Below are 20898 nucleotides of genomic sequence, written 5' to 3'. Positions count from 1 at the left end.
TCGCACTCATGTTCAATCGACTCCGTACGGTCGTCGCCGTGGCGATGCTTACCGTGGCGACCTATGCCGCTTCCGCGAGCATGGCTGCCGAACACCCTGACACCTACGTGGTGCGCAAGGGCGACACGCTGTGGGACATCGCCGGGCGCTTCCTCGGCAAGCCGTGGCTGTGGCCGGAAATCTGGCAGGCCAACCCGCAGGTGCAGAACCCGCATCTGATCTACCCCGGCGACGTGCTCAGCCTGGCCTACCTGGACCGCGTGGCCCGCGGCACGGTCAAGCCCGGCCCGCGCCAGGACGCGCCGATCGACGCGATCCCGCTGTCCGACGTCGAGCCGTTCCTGAAGAACCTGCGCGTGGCCGACAGCATCGACGAGCTGCCCTACGTGGTCGGCGTCGAGGACAACCGCCTGCGCGCCACCAGCGGCCAAACGGTCTACGCGACCGGGCTCGGCGACGCGCAGGCCGGGCAGCGCTACGCGGTGGTCCGCCCGACCGTCCGCTACGAGTTGCCCAGGCTCAGCGACGACCTGAACAACGAAGGCCGCAGCACCCCGGGCACCGGCAACCTGTGGCAGACCTTCGTGGCGCCGGACAACAAGCGCCGCGAGACCCTCGGCTACGAACTGGCCCAGGTCAACATCGGCACCGTCACCCGCGTCTCCGCCGACGGCAGCCAGGCCACGTCCCTGCTGCTGCAGGACAGCGCCCGCGAAGTGCGCGCCGGCGACCGCCTGATCGCGGTCGAGGCGCAGCCCTACGACCTGCAGTTCGTGCCGCATCCGCCCTCGGCGCAGGCGCTCGAGGCCGGGCTGCGGGTGCTGGCGGTGGCCGACGCGTTCAGCGCCGCCGGCCCGCACGACGTGATCGCGCTCTCCGGCGGCACCCGCGAAGGCATCGACAACGGCACCGTGGTCTCGCTGTGGCGCCACGGCACCCGGGTCAACGACCGCGTGCACCGCCCGAACACCTCGCGTGCCGACGACGGCTTCACCGGCGGCCGCGGCACCGTGGCCCTGCCCGACGAGTACGCCGCGCACGCGATGGTGTTCCGCACCTTCGACAAGGTCAGCTACGCGCTGGTGATGGATGGGATCAAGCCGATCCGGATCGGCTACGACGCCAAACACCCGGACGCGCGCTGACCCGCGCACGCGGGCAAGTCCTACATCCGCAACAGACGGCGCCCGAGGGCGCCGTCTGCGTTTGCGGCCTAGCCTGGGGACCGTCGCCGCCCCGGGAACCGGTCCATGCCCGCCCTGCCCAGCCACGCCCCCTCCACCGGTGCCGACCCGGCGCTGCTGGCGCTGTCGCTGGCCGGCGGCGCCAGCGCTCCGCGCCGGCGCCTGCTCGAACGCTGCGGCAGCCCCGCCGCCGCCTTGCACGCCGGCGCGGCCGCCTGGCGCGACGCCGGGCTGGATGCGGCGCAGATCGCGGCGCTGCGCCACCCCGACCGCGCCGCGATGGACGCCGCGCTGGCCTGGCTGGCGCAGCCGCGCCGGCACCTGCTCGGCTGCCACGACCCGGACTACCCGGCACTGCTGTTGCGCGCGCCCAACCCGCCGCTGGCGCTGTACCTGGAAGGTGATCCGGCGGCGCTGTGGCATCCGGCGGTGGCCGTGGTCGGCAGTCGCGCGCCCAGCGCCGGCGGCCGCGACAACGCATCCCGCTTCGCCCTGGCGCTGGCCACGGCCGGGCTCGCGGTGACCAGCGGCATGGCCGCCGGGGTCGACGCCGCCGCGCACACGGCCGCGCTGTCGCGCCAGGACGGGCTCACCGTGGCGGTGGTCGGCACCGGCGCCGACCTGGCCTATCCGCGCCAGCACGCCGCCCTGCGCGAACGCATCGCCGCGCATGGCGCGGTGGTCAGCGAGCATCCGCCGGGTACGCCGCCACGGCCCAGCCACTTCCCGGCGCGCAACCGGATCATCGCCGGGCTGGCGTTGGCCACGCTGGTGATCGAGGCCGCCGCCCGTTCCGGCGCGCTGATCACCGCGCGCCTGGCCGCAGAGGCCGGGCGCGAGGTGTTCGCGGTGCCCGGCTCGATCCACAACCCGCTGGCGCGCGGCTGCCATCGCCTGATCCGCGACGGTGCCGGCCTGGTCGAGAGCGCCGAGGAGGTCCTGGCCGGGGTCGCGCCGCTGGCCGCCGAACTGGCCGACGCCTTGCGCGGACGCCTTGCCGCCCCCACTGAGAGGTTCGCCGACGACCCCGGCGTCACGCCGTCCTTCCCAGATCCCGACTACCAGCGCTTGTGGCAGGCGCTGGGTCACGACCCCACCTGTATGGATTCATTGATCGCGCGCACCGGATTGACGGCCGCGGCGGCCTCCTCCATGCTGCTGGCCATGGAACTGGATGGCTACGTGGCGGTCGAACGAGGTCGTTACACCCGCAAACCCTAGTTTCTTCACCTCCACAGCGTCTAGCGACGCAGGCCGAGGGGCAATGAAAGAGAGCATTCTGGATGTCCTGCTGTACCTGTTCGAACACTATTTCAGCGAGGATGCGGACCCGGTCCGCGATCGCGACTCCCTCCAGAATGGCCTGATCCAGGCCGGCTTCAGCCCCACCGAGATCAGCAAGGCGTTCGACTGGCTCGATGCCCTGGCCGACCAGCGCCCGGCGGTGGCGCAGCCGCGCGTGGACGGTCCGATCCGCATCTTCCACGGCCCCGAGCTGGACAAGCTCGACGTGGAATGCCGCGGCTTCCTGCTGTTCCTGGAACAACACGGCATCCTCGACAGCGACCAGCGCGAGCTGGTGCTGGACCGGGCGATGGCGCTGGACCAGGACGAACTGGACCTGGACGACCTGAAATGGGTGGTGCTGATGGTGCTGTTCAACCAGCCCGGCGCCGAGGCGGCCTACGCGTGGATGGAAACGCAGATGTTCGTCGACGAGCCGGAGCCGGTGCACTGAGCCACTGACCGGCCATGCACGGATGCACGAGGACCCCGCCCTGAGCGCGTGGTATTACGCCGACGCGGCACGCCACCGGCACGGCCCGTTGAGCGCGGCCGAGCTGCGCGAGCGGGTGCGCGACGGGCTGCTGGAACGCACCACCCTGGTGTGGCGCGAGGGCATGCCGGAATGGCAGCCGCTGCAGGCGCTCGCCGCGGAACTGGGCCTGCCCGCGGCGGTGACGCCGCCGCCACCGCCGCCACTGCCTCCAGCAGCGAGCACTGCCGCGGCCATGCCCACCATGGCGCCGCGCAACAGCCTGTCCGGCTGCGGCGTCGGCGCGCTCGTGGCGGTCGTGGCGGGCGCGGTGTTGCTGTCAGTGGCGGGCATTCTCGCCGCCATCGCCTTGCCCGCGTACCAGGATTACACCCTGCGCACCAAGGCGACGCTGGCGATCGGCAGCATCACCCCGCTGAAGCCCCAGATCTCGGGCTTCGCCACGCAGCAGGGGCGCTGTCCGGTGAACGGCGATGCCGGCTTCGGCACCCCGCAAAGCTACGCCAGCGAATTCGTCGCACAGGTACGCATCGGCCGTTTCGACAACGGCCATTGCGGCCTGGAAGCCACGTTGCACGCGCCCGGCAAGGACAAGCTGGATGGCAAGGCGCTGTGGCTGGATTACGATGCGCAGGCTGCGGCCTGGAACTGCAGTTCCGAGCTGGACGACCGCTACCTGCCCGCGCATTGCCGCGGCGGCTGAGCGGAAACGGATTTTTCGATCGCAACCTGGGGAACAGGAATGAGTGAGTGGTACTACGCCGACGCTGCGCAGCAGCGCCATGGACCGATGCCGGCCGACGAACTGCAGCAGCGCTTCCAGCGCGGCGAAGTGGGCCTGACCACGCTGGTCTGGCGCGACGGCCTCAGCGAATGGCATCCGCTGGCCGATTTCGTCGACGAGCTGGGCCTGACCCAGGCACCGGCCGCGCTGCCGCCCAGCGACCCCGCCGAAGCGCCGCCGGCGCCGCCCGCGCAGGCCTTGCCGGCGGCCTGGACCTCGCCCGACACCGGTGCCGCGGTCCATTCGCCGTATGCCGCTCCCGCCGCCACGCTCGGCGAGGAACCGCGCTTCGTCGCCGGCGGCGAAGTGGTGCAGGCCGGCTTCTGGAAGCGCACCGCCGCCTACCTGATCGACGGCATGCTGGTCGGCATGGTCGCGCAGGTGATCCAGTTCGCGATCATGCTGGCCTTCTTCGGCTTCAGCAGCCTGGGCGGCAGCCCGGACTTCAGCACGCCCGGCGGCATCATCATGCTGGTGCTGGTGTACCTGGTGCCGCTGGCGATGTCGGCGCTGTACTTCGGCCTGTTCCACGCCTCGACCAAGCAGGCCACGCTGGGCAAGATGGCGGTCGGCATCAAGGTGGTGCGCACCGACGGCAGCCGGATCAGCGTCGGCCGCGGCATCGGCCGCTACTTCGGCTTCCTGCTGAGCAGCCTGACCATCTTCATCGGCTTCCTGATGGCCGCCTTCACCGAGCGCAAGCAGGCCCTGCACGACATGCTCTGCGACACCCTGGTGGTGGACAAGTGGGCCTACACCGACCACCCGGAATGGCAGCAACGCAAGCTCGGCACGGTCACCGTGGTGATCCTGTCGCTGTTCGGCGTGCTGATGGTCGGGGTCCTGCTGGTGGTGCTGTTGCTGATCGGGGTGGCTGCCAGCGGCGATTGGCACTGACGGACGGCCGGAACTCGGGACCCGGGACTCGGGACCGGAAGAACGGAAGTCGGTAAAGCCCCGCGAGCTTGGCAATTCCGGCGTGGCGGGGAGGGGGCGCTTGACAGCCGCCGCCGGACATGTCCACTAATAAAAAGAGACGCAGCTGAACGCCCGGGGTGTCCGCCCCGGGCGTCGGCCGCTCTGAACCACCGCAACGCTTCACTAACCGGAGCAATTGCGCCACCCTACCGCCCCCAGGGCGCCCGCCCCGCCCATTCGAAGCCCACCTCATCATGTCCAAGCACCTGCTCATCGTCGAATCGCCCGCCAAGGCCAAGACGATCAACAAATACCTCGGCAAGGACTTCCACGTCCTGGCCTCGTATGGGCACGTGCGCGACCTGATCCCGAAAGAGGGCGCGGTGGATCCGGACGACGGCTTCGCGATGCGCTACGCGCTGATCGAGAAGAACGAGAAGCACGTCGAGGCCATCGCCAAGGCCGCCAAGGTCGCCGAAGACATCTATCTGGCGACCGACCCGGATCGCGAGGGCGAGGCGATCAGCTGGCACATCGCGGAGATCCTGAAGGAACGCGGGCTGCTCAAGGACAAGCCGCTGCACCGGGTGGTGTTCACCGAAATCACCCCGCGCGCGATCAAGGAAGCGATGGCCAACCCGCGGCAGATCGCCGTGGACCTGGTCGATGCGCAGCAGGCGCGGCGCGCGCTGGACTACCTGGTCGGCTTCAACCTGTCGCCGGTGCTGTGGCGCAAGGTGCAGCGCGGCCTGTCCGCCGGCCGCGTGCAGTCGCCGGCGCTGCGCATGATCGTCGAGCGCGAGGAAGAGATCGAAGCCTTCGTCGCCCGCGAATACTGGAGCATCGGCGCCGACTGCCTGCATCCCTCGCAGCCGTTCGCGGCCAAGCTGGTCAAGCTCGACGGGCAGAAGTTCGAGCAGTTCACCATCACCGACGGCGACACCGCCGAAGACGCGCGGATGCGCCTGCAGAAGGCCGCACAGGGCGCGCTGCACGTCACCGACGTGGCCAGCAAGGAGCGCAAGCGCCGCCCGGCGCCGCCGTTCACCACCTCCACGCTGCAGCAGGAGGCCTCGCGCAAGCTCGGCTTCACCACCAGCCGCACCATGCGCGTGGCGCAGAAGCTGTACGAAGGCGTGACCCTGGGCGACGAAGGCACAGTCGGCCTGATCAGCTACATGCGTACCGACTCGGTGAACCTGTCGCAGGACGCGCTGGCCGAGATCCGCGACGTGATCGCGCGCGACTTCGGCACCGGCGCGCTGCCGGACAAGCCGAACATGTACCAGACCAAGTCCAAGAACGCGCAGGAAGCGCACGAGGCGATCCGACCGACCGCCGCGCTGCGCACGCCGGCGCAGATGGCCAAGTACCTGGACGACGACGGCCGCCGCCTGTACGAGCTGATCTGGAAGCGCGCGGTAGCCTGCCAGATGGTGCCGGCGACGATGAACACCGTCACCGTGGAACTGGCTGCCGGCAACGAGCACAGCTTCCGCGCCAGCGGCACCACGGTGATCGACCCGGGCTTTTTGGCCGTGTACGAGGAAGGCAAGGACCAGAAGGCCGCCGAGGACGAGGACGAAGGCCGCAAGCTGCCGCCGATGAAACCCGGCGACCGCATCCCGCTCGACCGCATCCATGCCGACCAGCATTTCACCGAGCCGCCGCCGCGCTACTCGGAAGCCTCGCTGGTCAAGACGCTCGAGGAATACGGCATCGGCCGTCCCTCGACCTACGCCTCGATCATCCAGACCCTGCTGTTCCGCAAGTACGTGGAACTGGACGCACGCCGCTTCCGCCCGTCGGACGTGGGCCGCGCGGTCAGCAAGTTCCTGTCCGGCCACTTCACCCGCTACGTCGACTACGACTTCACCGCCAAGCTCGAGGACGAGCTGGACGCGGTGTCGCGCGGCGAGGAGGAATGGCGGCCGCTGATGGAGAAGTTCTGGGGCCCGTTCAAGGAACTGGTCGAGGAGAAGAAGGAATCGGTGGACCGCTCCGAGGCCACCGGCGCGCGCGAACTCGGCACCGATCCCAAGACCGGCAAGCCGGTCAGCGTGCGGCTGGGCCGGTTCGGGCCGTACGCGGCGATCGGCAGCACCGCCGAGGACGCCGAGGACAAGCCCAAGTTCGCCTCGCTGCGGCCGGGCCAGAGCATGCACACCATCACCCTGGAAGACGCGCTGGAGCTGTTCCTGATGCCGCGCGCGCTGGGTGAGGACAAGGGCGAGGACGTCAGCGTCGGCATCGGCCGCTTCGGGCCGTTCGCCAAGCGAGGCAGCGTCTACGCCTCGCTGAAGAAGGAAGACGACCCGTACACCATCGACCTGGCACGCGCGGTGTTCCTGATCGAAGAGAAGGAAGAGATCGCGCGCAACCGCATCATCAAGGAATTCGACGGCAGCGACATCCAGGTGCTCAACGGCCGCTTCGGCCCGTACATCAGCGACGGCAAGCTCAACGGCAAGATCCCCAAGGATCGCGAACCGGCCACGCTGACCCTGGAAGAGGTGCAGAAGCTGCTGGAAGAGACCGGCAAGCCGGCACGGCGCGGCTTCGGCGCGAAGAAGGCCGCAGCCAAGAAGGAAGCCGCGCCGAAGAAGAGCGCGGCCAAGAAGGCCCCGGCCGACGCCCCGGCCAAGCCCGCGGCGAAGAAGGCGGTCAAGAAAGCGGCGAAGAAGACCGCGAAGAAAGCCGTCAAGAAAGCGGTCAAGAAGGCCGCGGCCAAGCCGGCCTGATCCGGCCACGCTCCCGCCGGATGCGACATCCGCGGGAGCGACGCAACGCCAGGGCGACTTGGCGAAACCCGATCCCGACAACGCCCCTTGTGGGAGCGACTTCAGTCGCGACGGGCGTTCCTGGGAAGACCCGTCGCGACTGAAGTCGCTCCCACATGGCGAAGGCGCATGTGCGTGCCATCGCGGCAGCGCGCTACTGCCATGCGGGATGACCCCATGCCACGCTGCGAACGACGCCAGGCGATCTGGCGCAACCGATCCAGGCGACGCACCTGCACGAGCGACTTCAGTAGCGACGGGCCTTCGGATGGCCTCACGGGCAATCCGTCACGGCAAGAGCTCAATAGCGCCGCAATCTAAGCCCCCCCGGACGCCCTGCACTTGCACCGCGGCTGATACAGAAAGCCCTCGATCGCTGCAGCTACGCGGCAAGCAACCCCCGCCTGCCCGCATCGCGCCACAAAGCTCGAACCACCAGAAACACGTGCTTCGCTCTTCGCTCTTCGCTCTTCGCGAATCCCGAGTCCCGAGTCCCGAGTCCCGAGTCCCCATCCCATCATTGCCCCCCGGCAACCGCCTGCCGCATCATGCGCACATGACCGATCTGTCGCTCAGCCAAGCCGTCGCCGTCCTGCAGCAGGGCGGAGTGATCGCCTATCCGACCGAAGCGGTGTGGGGCCTGGGTTGCGATCCGCACGACGAAGCGGCGGTGACCCGGCTGCTGCGGATCAAGCAGCGCCCGGTGGAGAAGGGCCTGATCGTGGTCGCCGCCGAACTGGAACCGTTGCGCCCGCTGCTCGACCTGGCGGCGCTGCCGCCGGCGCGCCTGGCCGCGGTGCTGGGCAGCTGGCCCGGAGCGCATACCTGGGTGCTGCCGGCCGCGGCGCAGGCGCCACGCTGGGTCACCGGCGCGCACCGCAGCATCGCGGTGCGGATCAGCGCGCATCCGCAGGTGGCCGCGCTGTGCCGCGCCTGGGGCGGTGCCCTGGTCTCGACCAGCGCCAACCGCGGCGGCGAGCCGCCGGCGCGGCAGCGCGCCGACCTGGACCCGCAGCTGCTGGCCGCGCTCGATGGCGTGGTCGATGGGCAGACCGGCGACCTGGCCCAGCCGACGCCGATCCGCGACGCGATCAGCGGCGAGATCCTGCGCGCCTGAGCGCGTCACGAGGGCCTGCCCGCCCCTGCTTTCCATGGCCGGCGAAGGCGCGCAAGATGCGCGCATGCCTGCCATCGCCCGCCCCGCCCTGCTCCTGACCGCGCTGTTGCCGCTGGCCGCTGCCGCCTGGGCGCAGAGCAAGCAGACCACCAGCAGCGATGGCGCCCAGGGATCGGTACGCATCTACCGCTGCGTCGGCAGCGCCGGCGCGGTCAGCCTGCAGAACGCGCCCTGCGAGAACGCACGCCAGCAACAGGTGCTGGACATGCAGCGTCCGCGCGATCCGCCGCCGCGCCCGACCACCACGCTCAGCACCGATCCCGCTAGCGCCGCGGCGGCGCCGGCGCCGCTGCCGCAGCGCGAGATCCGCATCGTCACCGTGCAGCCGCCGCAGCCCATGTACGAATGCGTCACCAGCGAGGGCGAGCGCTATACCAGCGACGACAACGAGGGCAATCCGCGCTGGGTGCCGCTGTGGGCGATCGGCTATGTCGGCGGCTACGGCAGCGGCCCTCGCCATGGCCACGGCGGTGGCGGTGGCCCGCGGCCGCCGCGGCCGGAGTATCCAGTCGGCGGCAGCGTGGTGGTGCCGGCCGGCAGCACCCTGGTCCGCGACACCTGCAACGCCTTGCCGCCGCAGGAAGTGTGCGCGCGCCTGGCCGACCGCCGCTGGGAATTGATCCGTCGCTACAACAGCGCGCTGCAGAGCGAGCGCCGCGCACTGGAAACCGAACAGCGCGGCATCGATGCGCGCCTCGACCGCGACTGCGGCGGCAGCTGAGATGCGCAGCGTCGCCTGCCTCGCGGCGCTGCTGGCCTGCGCCGGCGTCGCGCATGCCGAGGACGTGGTGTTCTATCGCTGCACCGATGCGCACGGCGGCCTGACCCTGCAGAACCAGCCCTGCCCCAAGGGCGTGCGCCAGGAAAAGAAGATCATGCAGGGCGTCGGCCGCGCGCCCGCCTATGTGCCGAGCGCTGCGCCCGCCGCGGCGGCACCCTCGCCGGCGCCGGGAGCCGCATCTGCAACGACGGCTGCTCCCGCAGCGACGGCCGCAGCCGCTGCCGTCGCGCCATCCGATCCTCCACCAACGCCGCCCACGCCGGCCACAGACGCCGCACCGCGCCTGCCGCCGCCTCCGCTGTATGCATGCGTCACCCGCGAACAGCAGCGCTATGTCGGCGAAGCCGCCGAGCCGACCCCGCGCTGCGTGCCGTTGCGCACCGTCGGCCTGGACGGCAGCCCCGACAAGGCCGGCGGCAGCGCCTGCGAAGTGATCCGCGACCGCTGCGAAGCGCTGCCCGAGGCCGGCGCCTGCGATGCCTGGACGAGCTACGTGGCCGAAGCCGAAACGCACTGGCGCTTCGCCGTCCCCGACCACGCCGAGCAGCTGCGGCAGGAATTCCTGCGCCGCCAGCAACTGTTCGACGCGAGCAGTTGCGGCGCGCCGAAGTAGCGCGCGCGATCGCGCACTTCGATTCCGACGATGCTCCCTGTAGGAGCGGCTTCAGCCGCGACCGGGCATTGCCGGGAAAGCCTCGGTCGCGGCTGAAGCCGCTCCTACAGGGTTACCGCGCGCGGCCGGAACCGGGTTGAGGCACTGCTGCAGCAATGAGCAGGCAAGAGAAAAACCCTAGAACCCGTAGCGCAAGAATCCGCCGTCCACCGCGATGCATTCGCCGGTGATGTAGCTGGCCGCCGGCAGGCACAGGAAGCCGACCGCGGCCGCCACTTCCTCCGGTTCGCCGATGCGGCGCATCGGCGTGCGCTCGATCACCTGTTCGTAGTAGTCCGGATCCGACAGCGGGCCTGACGTGCGGCGGGTGCGGATGTACCACGGCGCCACCGCATTGACCCGGATCCCGTCCTCGGCCCATTCGGCGGCAAGGTTGCGGGTCAGCTGGTGCAACGCGGCCTTGGTCATGCCGTACGGCGCGCCACTGCGCACGTGGGTCAGCCCGGACACGCTGCCGACGTTGACGATCGCCGCGGCCGCATGCTGCGCCAGCAGCGGATGCGCATAGCGCGACAGCTCGAACGCGGAGAACAGGTTGGTCTCGAAGATGCCGCGCCACTCGTCCTCGGTGTAGTCCACCGCCGCCTTGCTGAGGTTGCCGCCGGCATTGTTGACCAGCAGGTGCAGGCCGTCGGCATGGTCCTCGACCCAGTCCAGGATCTCGCGGCGGTCCTCGTCGTCGGCCACGTCCGCGGCCAGCGCCAGGATGCGGCGCTCGGGAAAGGCGTCGGCCAGCTCGTCGCGCGCCGCTTCCAGCGCGTCGATGTCGCGCGCCACCAGCATCAGCTCGGCGCCGAAGCCGAGCAGTTCGCGCGCGATCGCCAGGCCGATGCCGGCGCTGGCGCCGGTGATCAATGCGGTCTGTCCGTCCAGCCGCCAACGTTGCTGCATCGCCTTGCCTGTCTGCGCCGGGGTGGGCGTAGGATAACGCCCACGCTCAACGAGGTCGCCCCTATGCACGGATCATTGCGCTTGCTGACGTTGGCACTCTCGCTGCTGGTCGCGCTGGCCGCATGCAAGCCGGCACCGCCGAAACCGGCGGACAAGCCGCCCGAGCCGCAGGCCGGCGCGCTGCGCGCGGCGATCGCGCAGCCGCTGGACCGCGCCAAACAGGCGCAGGCCGGCACCGAGCAGGCCGCGGCCGCACAGAACGGGGCGATCGACGCCGCTACCGGGCAATAAAAACGCCGGCATCGGCCGGCGTTCTGGGTCGCTCGCAGCGCGCCCGCCAGCGGGCGGACGCGCTTGCCTCATGCCTGGCTCACAAGCCGCAGAAGCAGTAGGCCAGCGCCTTGACCGGTGCGCCGTTGCGCTTGTCGGTGGCGTCCTGCACGAAGCGCAACTGCGTATCCAGCTCCGGCATGCTGCGCGCCAGTACCGCATGCGCCAGCGCCGAATCGCCCAGCATCCAGGCGCCCATGCGGCTGCTGGCGAAGCCGCTGACGAACTGCGCGAACGGCGTGGCCGGCTTCTCGATGTAGCGCACGCGGTACTTATCGCGCTCGCCCAGCTTGGCCCGCGCGGCGGCATCGGCCACCGCGTCCTTGAAGCCGCCGAACGCGTCCACCAGGCCGCGTTCCTTGGCCTGCGCACCGCTCCACACGCGGCCGCGCGCGACTTGGTCGATCGCCTCGACCGGCTTGCTGCGCGCCTGCGCGACCTTGCCGGTGAAATCGGCGTAGCCCTTGTTGATCACCGACTGGATCACCTGCCCCACCGCCGGATCCATCGGCCGGGTGACGTCGAACGCCCCGGCGAACCGGGTGGTGCCGACGCCGTCGGTGTGCACGCCGATCTTGTCCAGGCTGCGGGTCAGGTTGGGGATCATGCCGAAGATGCCGATCGAGCCGGTGATCGTCGATGGATCGGCGTAGATGCGGTCGGCGTTCATGCTGATCCAGTAGCCGCCGGACGCGGCCAGGTCGCCCATCGACACCACCACCGGCTTGCCGGCCGCCTTCAGCGCCACCACCTCGCGGCGGATCTGCTCGGAGGCGAACACTTCGCCGCCCGGCGAATCCACCCGCAGCACCACCGCCTTGACCGCCTCGTCGTCGCGCGCTTGGCGCAGCAGTTCCGCGGTCGACTCGCCGCCGATACGCCCGGCCGGCTGCTCGCCGCCGCTGATCTCGCCCGCCGCGACCACCACCGCCACCTGCGGCCGCGAATCCACCGGCGAACGGCGCAGGTCCAACTGCTGCAGATAGGCGTCCAGATTGACGTTGCGGAAGCCGCTGTCGGCATCGTCGTCGGCGACGCCGCGCTTGGTCAGCAGTTCCTCGACCTCCTCGCGGGTCTTCAGGCCGTCGACCAGCTTCTGCTGCAGCGCGAACTTGGCCATGTCGCCGCCGGCCGCGGCGATACCCTCGGGCATCGTGTCGATGCCGGCGGATATCTGCTCGGGCGCCAGCTTGCGCGCCTTGGCGATGTCGGCAACATAGCGCTGCCACACGTCGTTCATCCAGAACAGGTCCGCTTCCTTGGACGCCGGCGACGCCGCGTCGAGCACGTAAGGCTCGGCGGCGGACTTGTACTCGCCGACCTTGAACAGGTGCACGTCGACGCCGAGCTTGTCCTGCAGGCCTTCGCGGAAGTACTGGCGATAGCGGCCCAGGCCTTCCAGCACCACCGAGCCCATCGGGTCCAGGTAGACCTCGTTGGCCTGCGCGGCCAGCAGGTACTGCGACTGGCTCAGGCTGTCGCTGTAGGCCACGACCTGCTTGCCGGAAGCGCGCAGGTCCTGCAGCGCCGCGGCCACTTCGCGCACCGAGGCGAAACCGCCCGGCTGCAGCTTGTCCAGGCGCAGCGCCACGCGCTCGATCTTCGGATCGGTCTTGGCCGCTTCCAGCGCGCGCAACAGGTCGCGCAGCTGGATCTCCTCGGCGCCCTTGTCGCCCATCGCCTTGGTCAGCGCGCGGCTGACCGGATCGGCGCTGAACTGCTCGACCACGGTGCCTTCCGGCGCGATCAGCAGCGTCGTACGGTCGTGCAGCGTCTTGGCGCCGTCGCCGCGCCCCATCGCGAACACGATCAGCAGCAGGAGCAGCAGCAGGAAGCCGAAGAACACCAGGTTCAGGATCAGCCGGCGGGTGAAGTTCATCACATCCCATAGGCCAACGAAGAAGTTGGCGATGGGGCTGCGACGCACGGGTTGGTTCATGGAAAACTCCGGAAGGGAAGCGTCTTGCGCGTGTGCAGCATACCGGCTGCGCCGGCGCCGCACATGCGCCTGAAGTCAGGGTGCCGTGGCGGCGAGCAGGCGCCCGCTGCTGAGCCGGAAGCGCGCGGCCATCATCACCGCCGCCGCGCTCAGGCCCAGGATCAGCCCGATCCACATGCCCTGCGGCCCCCAGCCCAGCCACAGGCCGAGCCCGGCGCCCAGCGGCATGCCCAGGCCCCAGTAGGAGCACAGGGCGAGCAGCATCGGCACGCGGGTGTCCTTGAGCCCGCGCAGCGCGCCGGCCGACAGCACCTGCACCCCGTCGGGGAACTGGAACGCGGCCGCGTACAGCAGCAGCGTGGAGGCCAGCCCGGCCACCGCGATGTCGCGGGTGTAGACGCCGACGATGGCGTCGTGGCCGAACAGCAGCACCAGCGCCGACAGCGCCTGGGTGGCGAGCACGATGGTGTAGCCGGCCCAGGCCGCGCCGCGCACGCCCACCGCATCGCCGCCGCCAGCGGCGCGGCCGACCCGCACCGTGGTCGCCTCGGCCACGCCCATCGGCACCATGAAGCACAGCTGCGCCACGTTGATCGCGATCTGGTGCGCGGCCGCCGGCACCTCGCCCAGCCGCGCGATCAGCAGCGCGGTGACGATGAACAGGCCGCCTTCCATCAGGATGGTGATGCCGATCGGCAGCCCGGTCTTCAGCAGCCCGCCGATCGCGCGCAGGTCCGGCGCCTCGAAGGTCGCGAACAGACGCAGCGGCGCGAACCGCTTGGAACGCGCCAGGTAGACCGCGAAACACAGCGCCTGCAGCCACATCATGATCGCCGAGGCCATGCCCAGCCCGCCGGCGCCGCGCTCGCGCAACCCGAACAGGCCGAAGGTCAGCACGTAGCCCAGCGGCGCCAGCACCAGCAGCCCGCCGAAGCCGAGCAGCATGGTCGGCAGCGTCCAGTGCATGCCCTCGCTCAGGTAGCGCATGCAGAAGTACAGCACCATCGCCGGCACGCCCCAGCGGATCGCATGCAGGAAGTCGCGCGCGCCGGGCACGATCTCCGGCGCGATGCCCAGTTGCGGCAGCACCATCGGGGTCACGCTCAGGAACGCGAACATCAGCAGGCCCAGGCCCAGCGACAGCCACAGCGCCTGGCGGAACATCGGCCCGATCTGCGCGTGGCGCTTGCCGCCGTCGAGCTGCGAGACCGACGCGGTCAGCGCGATCAGGGTGCCGATCGGGATCATCATCGGCAGCCACAGCAGCGCGGTGCCGACCGTCACCGAGGCCAGCGTGCGGGTGCCGTGGTGCCCGGCGATGACGTTGTCGACGAAGCTGATCAGGCCGGCGGAAATGTGCCCCAGGACCAGCGGCAGGGCGAGCCGCGCCGTGCTGCGCAGTTCGCGGCCCCGGACCGAGGCCGGGGTGGAGGACGAAGACATTGCAAGACTCTAGCGATCCCGCCGACTGCGGCCGCGCAGGAAAGCGCCGGCGCCGGGTGGCGGAGGGCCGGCATTTTACCCTGTGATGCAGGGATTGGGGATTGGGGATTGGGGATTGGGGATTCGGAGCGCGGAGCGGCAGGACGCCGCCCGACGCTGCAGTTCAGCGGGCGCTGCGTTGGCGCAGCCAGGCCGCGCGCGTCTCCGCCGCTTGCGCCAGCAGTTCGTGGCGCAGCGCCGCGCGGTCCTGCGGCGGGGTGCGCTGCGACAACAGCGCCAGGTGCTCGCGCTGATCGGCAGGCAGCGTGCGCATCAGGTCCAGCAGCGTCTGCCGCTGGGCGTCGGGCACGTAGCCGAACAGTGGCTGCAGCGCCCAGTATTCGCTGCCCAGTTCTGGCCCCAGCAGCCAGCCATGGCGCTCCAGCGCATCCAGCGCCGCGAACTGCGCGCGCAGCGCGTGCTGCTGCTCCACCGGCAGGCCGGCGAAGGCGCTGGCCACCTGCCGCAGGCGCGCCTGCACCGTGGCGTGCAGCGCGTCCCAGGCGGCCTGGCGCTCGCGCAACTGCGCCGGGGTCAGCGCCGGCGGCGTGGCGGCAGCGGTGGTGGCCGGCGCGGTCGCCACGCCCGTGGCCGGGTTGGCCGGGTTGGCAGCGGCGGCTTCGGCGGCCTCTTCCGCGCTGGGTGCGCTGCGCTCGATCCGTGCCGGCGGCGCGCCGGCGGCGTACCACGCGAAGAAGTCCAGGTCGTAGACCGCCGGTTCCGGCAGCGGCGCCGGCGGCGCGGCCGGCATCGGCGGCGCCGTGGCCACATCGGACTCGGCCGGCAGTTCCTCGACCTGCACCGGCCCGGTATCGCCCAGCGCCAGCCCCGAATCTGTGCCGGCGCCAGCGGCCGCGCGCCGCGACGGCGACCGGTCCCACCACAGGGTGCCGACCAGCGCCAGGGCGACGACCACGATCACCGCCCCCGCCAGGCGTGCCCGGGTCGGGCTGCGCCTGCCTGCACTGCGACGCGTGGGGACCTGCGCGGGTGGCGCGGGCCTGGGCGCCGCCGTCGGCGCGCTCGGTGCCGCGCTGGCGATGGCCGCGTCGCGCAGCTGTGCCAAGGCCTGCAGCCGTGCCGGCGGCAGCTCGCGCAGGTGCTGCTGGGCGGCCTCGGCCAGCGCGCGCCAGCCGGCGGCGTCCGGGCGGCCGGCGGCATCGCGCGGACAGGCCCGTGCCAGCGCCTGCTGGTAGTCCTGGGTGGACTGGTGCAACACCTGCGCCGCGATCGGCTCGTCCAGCCCGGCCACGATCCGCAGCAGCAGCGCCAGGCGGTCGGCCGCCTCCACCTCGCCCAGATGCGCGAGCGGCGCCGGCCAGCCGCTGCCGGCCGCGGTGGCGGCCTGGCGCAGGGACGGCACGGCGGCGAGCAGCTTCCAGAAGCGCAGCGGCCAGTCGGCCATCGGCAGGGTCGCGGCATGGCTGCGGAACGCGCGCATCGCCGCGGCCAGCGCCGGCGCGCCGCGCTCGACGCTGCCGCTCTGCAGCTCGGCCAGCACCGCGGCACGGCGTTCGATGCCGCGCAGGAAGGCGGCCAGGGCGGGCGCGGCGACCGCGCCGTCGGAGGGGGGCGCGGCGGTCATCGGAACTCCATCATCGGCGCGATGATAGCGATGCCGCCGCCGCACCGCGCGCTTGACAAGGGCGCGCCGATCGGCTGCTTCAGGCGCCAGCGGGGCGGATCGCGGCGGCGGGTTGTGCACAGCGTGCCGGGAGCACGCCCACAGCCCCTGTCAAGCCCGGCGTGAAATCATGTTGCAGCCATGTTTCACGGCCAAGTCGTTGTTATTCATAGCGTTTATTCGATTGGCGCTTTTTTGTCCAACTTGTGGCAGAAGCTTGTGAATCCGTCTTCACGGCGTGGAGCATCCCCTTCATGCACAGCTTTATCCACAGCACGTGTGGATAAATTCGATTCTCCAAGCGGGGCAACGATTTACGACTTGTTTATCACTTTGGCGGCAGCTGTCGCGCCCAACTGGCGGCGCCGCCGATCACGGCCGGGAGACCGCGGGCTCCGGTTCCCCGGCCGCTAAACTAGGGTCGATGTCGCCCCCCGTCGCCACCCTCCGCGTCGCCCTGCCGCTGCCGCTGCCGCAGCTGTTCGACTACCTGCCGCCGCCCGGCAGCGCCGCCGTGGCCGGCGACGTCGGCCGCCGGCTGCGGGTGCCGTTCGGCAACCGCGAGCTGAGTGGGGTGGTGGCCGCGCTCGGCCAGGTCGAGGACGGCGAGGGCCTGCGCGAGGCGCTTGCCTGGCTGGACCCGGTGCCGCTGCTGCATGGCGAGCTGGCCGACTCGCTGCATTGGCTGGCCCGCTACAGCCACGCTCCGCTGGGCGAGGTGCTGGCGACCGCGCTGCCGGTGACCCTGCGCCGCGGCGAGGCGCTGCCCGACACCCACGCCTGGGCCTGGCGCCTGACCGAGGCCGGTGCCAGCCATCGCGCCCGCCCGGGGACCCGTCCGCACCGCTTCGCCGAACTGCTGGCGGCCGGAGCGGTGGACGAAGACCGGCTCGACCAGGCCATGGACGACTGGCGCAGTGCCGCGCGCAGCCTGGCCAAGCGCGCCTTCGCCGAACGCATCGCGGTGCCGGCCAGCGCTGCGGCGCCGCAGCCGCAGCCCGGCCCCACCCCGAACGCGGAACAGCAGGCGGCGATCGACGCGGTCGTCGCCGCGCCCGGTTTCGCCCCGTTCCTGCTCGACGGGGTCACCGGCAGCGGCAAGACCGAGGTCTACCTGCAGGCCATTGCCGCCTGCCTGGCGCGCGGCCGCCAGGCGCTGGTGCTGGTGCCGGAGATCGGCCTGACCCCGCAGACCCTGGCGCGGTTCCGCGCGCGCCTGGGCGTGCCGGTGCACGCGCTGCATTCCGGGCTCACCGACAACGAGCGCGCGCGGGTCTGGGCCGCGGCCTGGCGCGGCGAGGCGCGGGTGGTGGTCGGCACCCGCTCGGCGGTGTTCGTGCCGCTGCCGCAGGCCGGGCTGATCGTGGTCGACGAGGAACACGACGGCAGCTACAAGCAGCAGGACGGGATCCGCTACCACGCCCGCGATTTCGCCCTGGTGCGCGGCAAGGCGCTGGACGTGCCGGTGCTGCTGGGCAGCGCCACGCCGTCGCTGGAAAGCCTGCACAACGCCGCCGGCGGACGCTACGCGCACCTGCGCCTGACCCGCCGCGCCGGCGATGCGCGGCCGCCCACGGTGCGCGTGCTCGACGTGCGCAAGCGCCCGCTGCAGGACGGCCTGTCGCCGGAGGTGCTGGCCGGCATCGGCAGCGCGCTGGCCGACGGCGGCCAGGTGCTGGTGTTCAAGAACCGCCGCGGCTACGCGCCGGTGCTGCTGTGCCACGACTGCGGCTGGACCGCGCCGTGCCAGCGCTGCAGCACCCCGCTGCACGCCACGCCGATGACCGTGCATGCCGGCGGCCGGCGCCTGCAGTGCCACCACTGCGGCGCGCGGCAGCCGGCGCCGCTGGCCTGCCCGGATTGCGGCAGCCTGGCACTGCAGCCGCAGGGCATCGGCACCGAGCGCCTGGAAGAACGCCTGCTGCAGGCCTTTCCCGACGTGCCGGTACTGCGCATCGATCGTGGCACCACCCAGCGCCGCGATGCGCTGGAGACGCAACTGGCCACGCTCGGCACGCAGCCCGGGATCCTGGTCGGCACGCAGATCCTGGCCAAGGGCCACGACCTGCCGCAGCTGACCCGGGTGGTGGTGGTCGGCATCGACGAAGGCCTGTTCTCGGCCGATTTCCGCGCCAGCGAGAAACTGGCGCAGCAGCTGATCCAGGTCGCCGGCCGCGCCGGCCGCGCCGCGCGCCCGGGCGAGGTCTGGCTGCAGACCCACCACCCCGGCCATGCGCTGCTGGAGACCCTGGTGCACGGTGGCTACCACGCCTTCGCCGAGGCCGAACTGGCGCAGCGCGAGGCCGCCGGCTTCCCGCCGTTCGCGCACCTGGCGCTGCTGCGCGCCGAGGCCAAGCAGGTCGAACACGCCAACGCCTTCCTCAGTGCGGTGCGCGCGCTGCTGCCGGAGCAGGCAGACGTGCAACGTTTCGGGCCGATGCCGGCGCCGATGCCGCGCCGCGCCGGTTTCCAGCGTACCCAGTTGCTGCTATCGGCACCGACTCGGCGCGCGCTGCATGCGGTGCTGGACGCGGCGATGCCGGCGATCTACGCGCTGCCGCAGGCGCGGCGCGTGCGCTGGTCGCTGGATGTGGATCCGCAGGATCTGTACTGAGGCGAGCGCGGCGTCCGCGACACGCTCGCCTCAGCCCGGCAAGCCCAGCACGGCGACCAGGTGCGCGCGCAGCGCGGCGCTGTCGCCGGCTTCCACGCAACGCCACGTGCCGGCGTCCGCGCCCAGGCCGCAGGCGGCGGTGGCGATCACCGGCTTGCCCAGCGCCAGCGCCAGCAGCGCGCCGCGCGGCTGCTGTTCGATCCACGCCGGCAGCACCACCACCGCGGCCGCCTGCACGCCGTCGGCCATCGAGGCGACCCGGCGCACGTCGATGCCGCTCCAGAACTGCGGCGTCTCCTGCGCGCCGGGCGGCAACAGCAGTTGCACCGGCAAACCGCGCAGCGCCTCGCGCAGTTCGAACGCGCCCTTGCGCGCCAGCGCCGACGCCGCCAGCAGGACCTGCGCCGCGCCGCCGTTGCCGCTGGATGGCGCAGGATCGGACAGCGGCTGTCGCCATTCCAACGCGATGCCGCGACTGCCGGCCAAGGCCAGCAATTCGCGATGCGGGGTGATCCAGTGCCGCGCCTGCGCCAGCGCCGCGCGCTCGGCCTCGACCAGCAGCGGATCGGCACGGAAATCGCGCAGCGTGGCGCTGTCGGGATGCCGTTGCGCCGCCACGTCCAGCCGCGCCTGCAACAGATGCATCGGCAACGCGGTCATGCACACGTCCCAGCGCCGGCCCTGCAGTTCGCCGGCCAGCCACAGGCCCGGCAACAGGCTCTGCGGCACCACCAGCTCGACATCCTGCGCGCCGAGCCTGCGCTGCAGCGCGCGCAGGCGGATGCGTTGCGCGCGCTGCCGCACCTGCGGCAACGGCAGCCCGCGCCGTAGCCACCAGCGTTGCAGCAGGGCCGCCTGCACGGCGGCGAGGCTGCTCCGGCGCAGCGCCAGCACCCGATCGCCCGGCTGCATGCGGCGCCGGCGGTCCGCGGTGAATTCCGGCCAGTCCTCGTCGATCAGCCAGGTGCGGCGCACGCCGGCGGCGGCGGCGGCCGGCACGTGCCGATGGCATGCCTCGCGGCCGCAGCGGGTGCAGTCGTTCGCCGCGGTCGCTGCCGGCGTGCGCCGCAGCGGCGACAACGGCAGCGCAGCGGCCGCCGGCGCGCCACCGAGGATGCGCACGTGCAGGTCCTCGCCATCCAGCCACACTTCCAGGCGCCATGCCGAGGCCGCGCGCAGGCGCAGATCGACGTAGTTCCAGAACACCACCGCATCGCGATCGCGCTCGGCCAGCGAACCGGCGATCACCTGCGTGTGCCGATGCCGCTCGACGATCTCCAGGCCCTGGCGCAACGCCGCGTCGTAGATCGCATTGGACAGCTGGCACAGGCCACCGCCGATCGACGGCACCAGGCAGCCTTCGCGCAGTTCGCGGCCGGCGGCGAAGCCGCGCCGGCGCGTGGCCCGGCCCAGTTGCCGCCAGAAACCGAAGGTCGCCCCGGCCGGCACCTCGACCCCGTGCAGCAGGCGTGCGGCCACGCGCAGGTTGTGAATCTTGCCGGCGACCAGCAGCGGCGAGGTTTCTTCCGACTCGGGCCATAGCGCGGTGACCGATTCGGAGACCGCCGCCGCGGCGATCGGCAACCCCATGTCGCGGCGATGCCGGCGCGGTCCGCCGCGCAGGTCGCGCAGCGCGCGGCGCAGTTGCAGCACCCGGGTCTTCGCCGCGAACAGCAGCGCACCCAAGCGCGACGGCACCGCGCCGGGCGATGCGAGAGGTCGATCCGTCGCTGTTGCTGTCGCTCGCACTACCATGCGCCCCCCGCATCCCTGCCTGCGCCTGCCATCGCGCTACTATAGGGGCATGCGGTTCCAACCCCCAGTTCCTGCATGCAGCGTCGGCCGCCGCGAACGCGCCGCTCGCGCGGCGCGCGCCGCGCATGCCGCCGTCGCTGCCGCCTCGCCGGCAGCATGCGTTTCGCCTTCCCGTCCGCTTGGAATCCC

The 20898-nt window shown here is 71.5% G+C and carries 16 protein-coding genes; 11 read left to right on the top strand and 5 right to left on the bottom strand.

The genetic code is table 11. The features are described from left to right. Nucleotides 1-8: 8 nt before the first annotated feature. The 9 genes from J2Y70_RS03560 (at nucleotide 9) to J2Y70_RS03520 (ending at nucleotide 10014) form a co-directional block, all read left to right on the top strand. Nucleotides 9-1145 (top strand): LysM peptidoglycan-binding domain-containing protein, encoded by a 1137-nt coding sequence (locus J2Y70_RS03560; protein ID WP_309913420.1) that lies wholly within the window; start codon nucleotides 9-11, stop codon nucleotides 1143-1145. A gap of 105 nt (nucleotides 1146-1250) precedes the next feature. Further along, entirely contained in the window at nucleotides 1251-2405 is a 1155-nt protein-coding gene (gene dprA, locus J2Y70_RS03555; RefSeq protein WP_309913417.1) for a DNA-processing protein DprA, read from the top strand. Nucleotides 2406-2448: 43 nt separating this feature from the next. Then, nucleotides 2449-2922, top strand: a complete 474-nt coding sequence (locus J2Y70_RS03550) for a DUF494 family protein (RefSeq protein ID WP_263395957.1) — start codon at nucleotides 2449-2451, stop codon at nucleotides 2920-2922. A 40-nt stretch (nucleotides 2923-2962) separates the two neighbouring features. Beyond that, entirely contained in the window at nucleotides 2963-3664 is a 702-nt protein-coding gene (locus tag J2Y70_RS03545; protein ID WP_309914660.1) for a pilin, read from the top strand. A 39-nt stretch (nucleotides 3665-3703) separates the two neighbouring features. Then, complete coding sequence (locus J2Y70_RS03540; RefSeq protein ID WP_263395958.1) at nucleotides 3704-4642, top strand: RDD family protein; 939 nt, start codon at nucleotides 3704-3706, stop codon at nucleotides 4640-4642. A 275-nt stretch (nucleotides 4643-4917) separates the two neighbouring features. Beyond that, on the top strand, nucleotides 4918-7404 hold the full coding sequence (locus tag J2Y70_RS03535) for a DNA topoisomerase I (protein ID WP_309913412.1): 2487 nt from the start codon (nucleotides 4918-4920) through the stop codon (nucleotides 7402-7404). 595 nt (nucleotides 7405-7999) lie between these two features. Then, nucleotides 8000-8560 carry a Sua5/YciO/YrdC/YwlC family protein gene (locus J2Y70_RS03530; protein ID WP_309913409.1) on the top strand — a complete coding sequence of 187 codons (561 nt, stop codon included), beginning with the start codon at nucleotides 8000-8002 and terminating at the stop codon, nucleotides 8558-8560. Nucleotides 8561-8624: 64 nt separating this feature from the next. Continuing rightward, entirely contained in the window at nucleotides 8625-9341 is a 717-nt protein-coding gene (locus J2Y70_RS03525; RefSeq protein WP_309913406.1) for a DUF4124 domain-containing protein, read from the top strand. Nucleotide 9342: 1 nt separating this feature from the next. Then, on the top strand, nucleotides 9343-10014 hold the full coding sequence (locus tag J2Y70_RS03520; RefSeq protein WP_309913403.1) for a DUF4124 domain-containing protein: 672 nt from the start codon (nucleotides 9343-9345) through the stop codon (nucleotides 10012-10014). A 177-nt stretch (nucleotides 10015-10191) separates the two neighbouring features. Here the strand turns inward: J2Y70_RS03520 and J2Y70_RS03515 are convergent, their stop codons facing one another. After that, nucleotides 10192-10965: an SDR family oxidoreductase gene (locus J2Y70_RS03515; RefSeq protein WP_263395963.1), complete on the bottom strand. Its 774-nt coding sequence runs from the start codon at nucleotides 10963-10965 to the stop codon at nucleotides 10192-10194. Nucleotides 10966-11028: 63 nt separating this feature from the next. Between J2Y70_RS03515 and J2Y70_RS03510 the strand changes: the two genes are divergently transcribed. Continuing rightward, nucleotides 11029-11256 (top strand): hypothetical protein, encoded by a 228-nt coding sequence (locus J2Y70_RS03510; protein ID WP_309913398.1) that lies wholly within the window; start codon nucleotides 11029-11031, stop codon nucleotides 11254-11256. 79 nt (nucleotides 11257-11335) lie between these two features. Here the strand turns inward: J2Y70_RS03510 and sppA are convergent, their stop codons facing one another. From sppA to J2Y70_RS03495, 3 genes are all read right to left on the bottom strand, one after another. Then, complete coding sequence (gene sppA, locus J2Y70_RS03505; RefSeq protein ID WP_309913394.1) at nucleotides 11336-13234, bottom strand: signal peptide peptidase SppA; 1899 nt, start codon at nucleotides 13232-13234, stop codon at nucleotides 11336-11338. A gap of 75 nt (nucleotides 13235-13309) precedes the next feature. Further along, a complete protein-coding gene (locus tag J2Y70_RS03500) occupies nucleotides 13310-14677 on the bottom strand; it encodes an MATE family efflux transporter (protein WP_309913391.1) in 1368 nt (455 codons plus the stop codon). 163 nt (nucleotides 14678-14840) lie between these two features. Beyond that, a complete protein-coding gene (locus tag J2Y70_RS03495; RefSeq protein WP_309913388.1) occupies nucleotides 14841-16301 on the bottom strand; it encodes a hypothetical protein in 1461 nt (486 codons plus the stop codon). Between the two features lie 463 nt (nucleotides 16302-16764). On the opposite strand from J2Y70_RS03495, the gene J2Y70_RS03490 reads away from it, so the two are divergent. Continuing rightward, nucleotides 16765-18954 carry a primosomal protein N' gene (locus J2Y70_RS03490; protein WP_263395968.1) on the top strand — a complete coding sequence of 730 codons (2190 nt, stop codon included), beginning with the start codon at nucleotides 16765-16767 and terminating at the stop codon, nucleotides 18952-18954. A gap of 30 nt (nucleotides 18955-18984) precedes the next feature. Here the strand turns inward: J2Y70_RS03490 and J2Y70_RS03485 are convergent, their stop codons facing one another. After that, a complete protein-coding gene (locus J2Y70_RS03485) occupies nucleotides 18985-20652 on the bottom strand; it encodes a VanW family protein (RefSeq protein ID WP_309913384.1) in 1668 nt (555 codons plus the stop codon). Nucleotides 20653-20898 lie beyond the last annotated feature (246 nt).

Origin of the sequence: Xanthomonas sp. 1678 (genome assembly GCF_031455575.1) — a bacterium.
Taxonomy (GTDB): domain Bacteria; phylum Pseudomonadota; class Gammaproteobacteria; order Xanthomonadales; family Xanthomonadaceae; genus Xanthomonas_A.
Note: the sequence above shows the minus strand (reverse complement) of the source record. Positions and strands in the feature narration are given on the sequence as shown.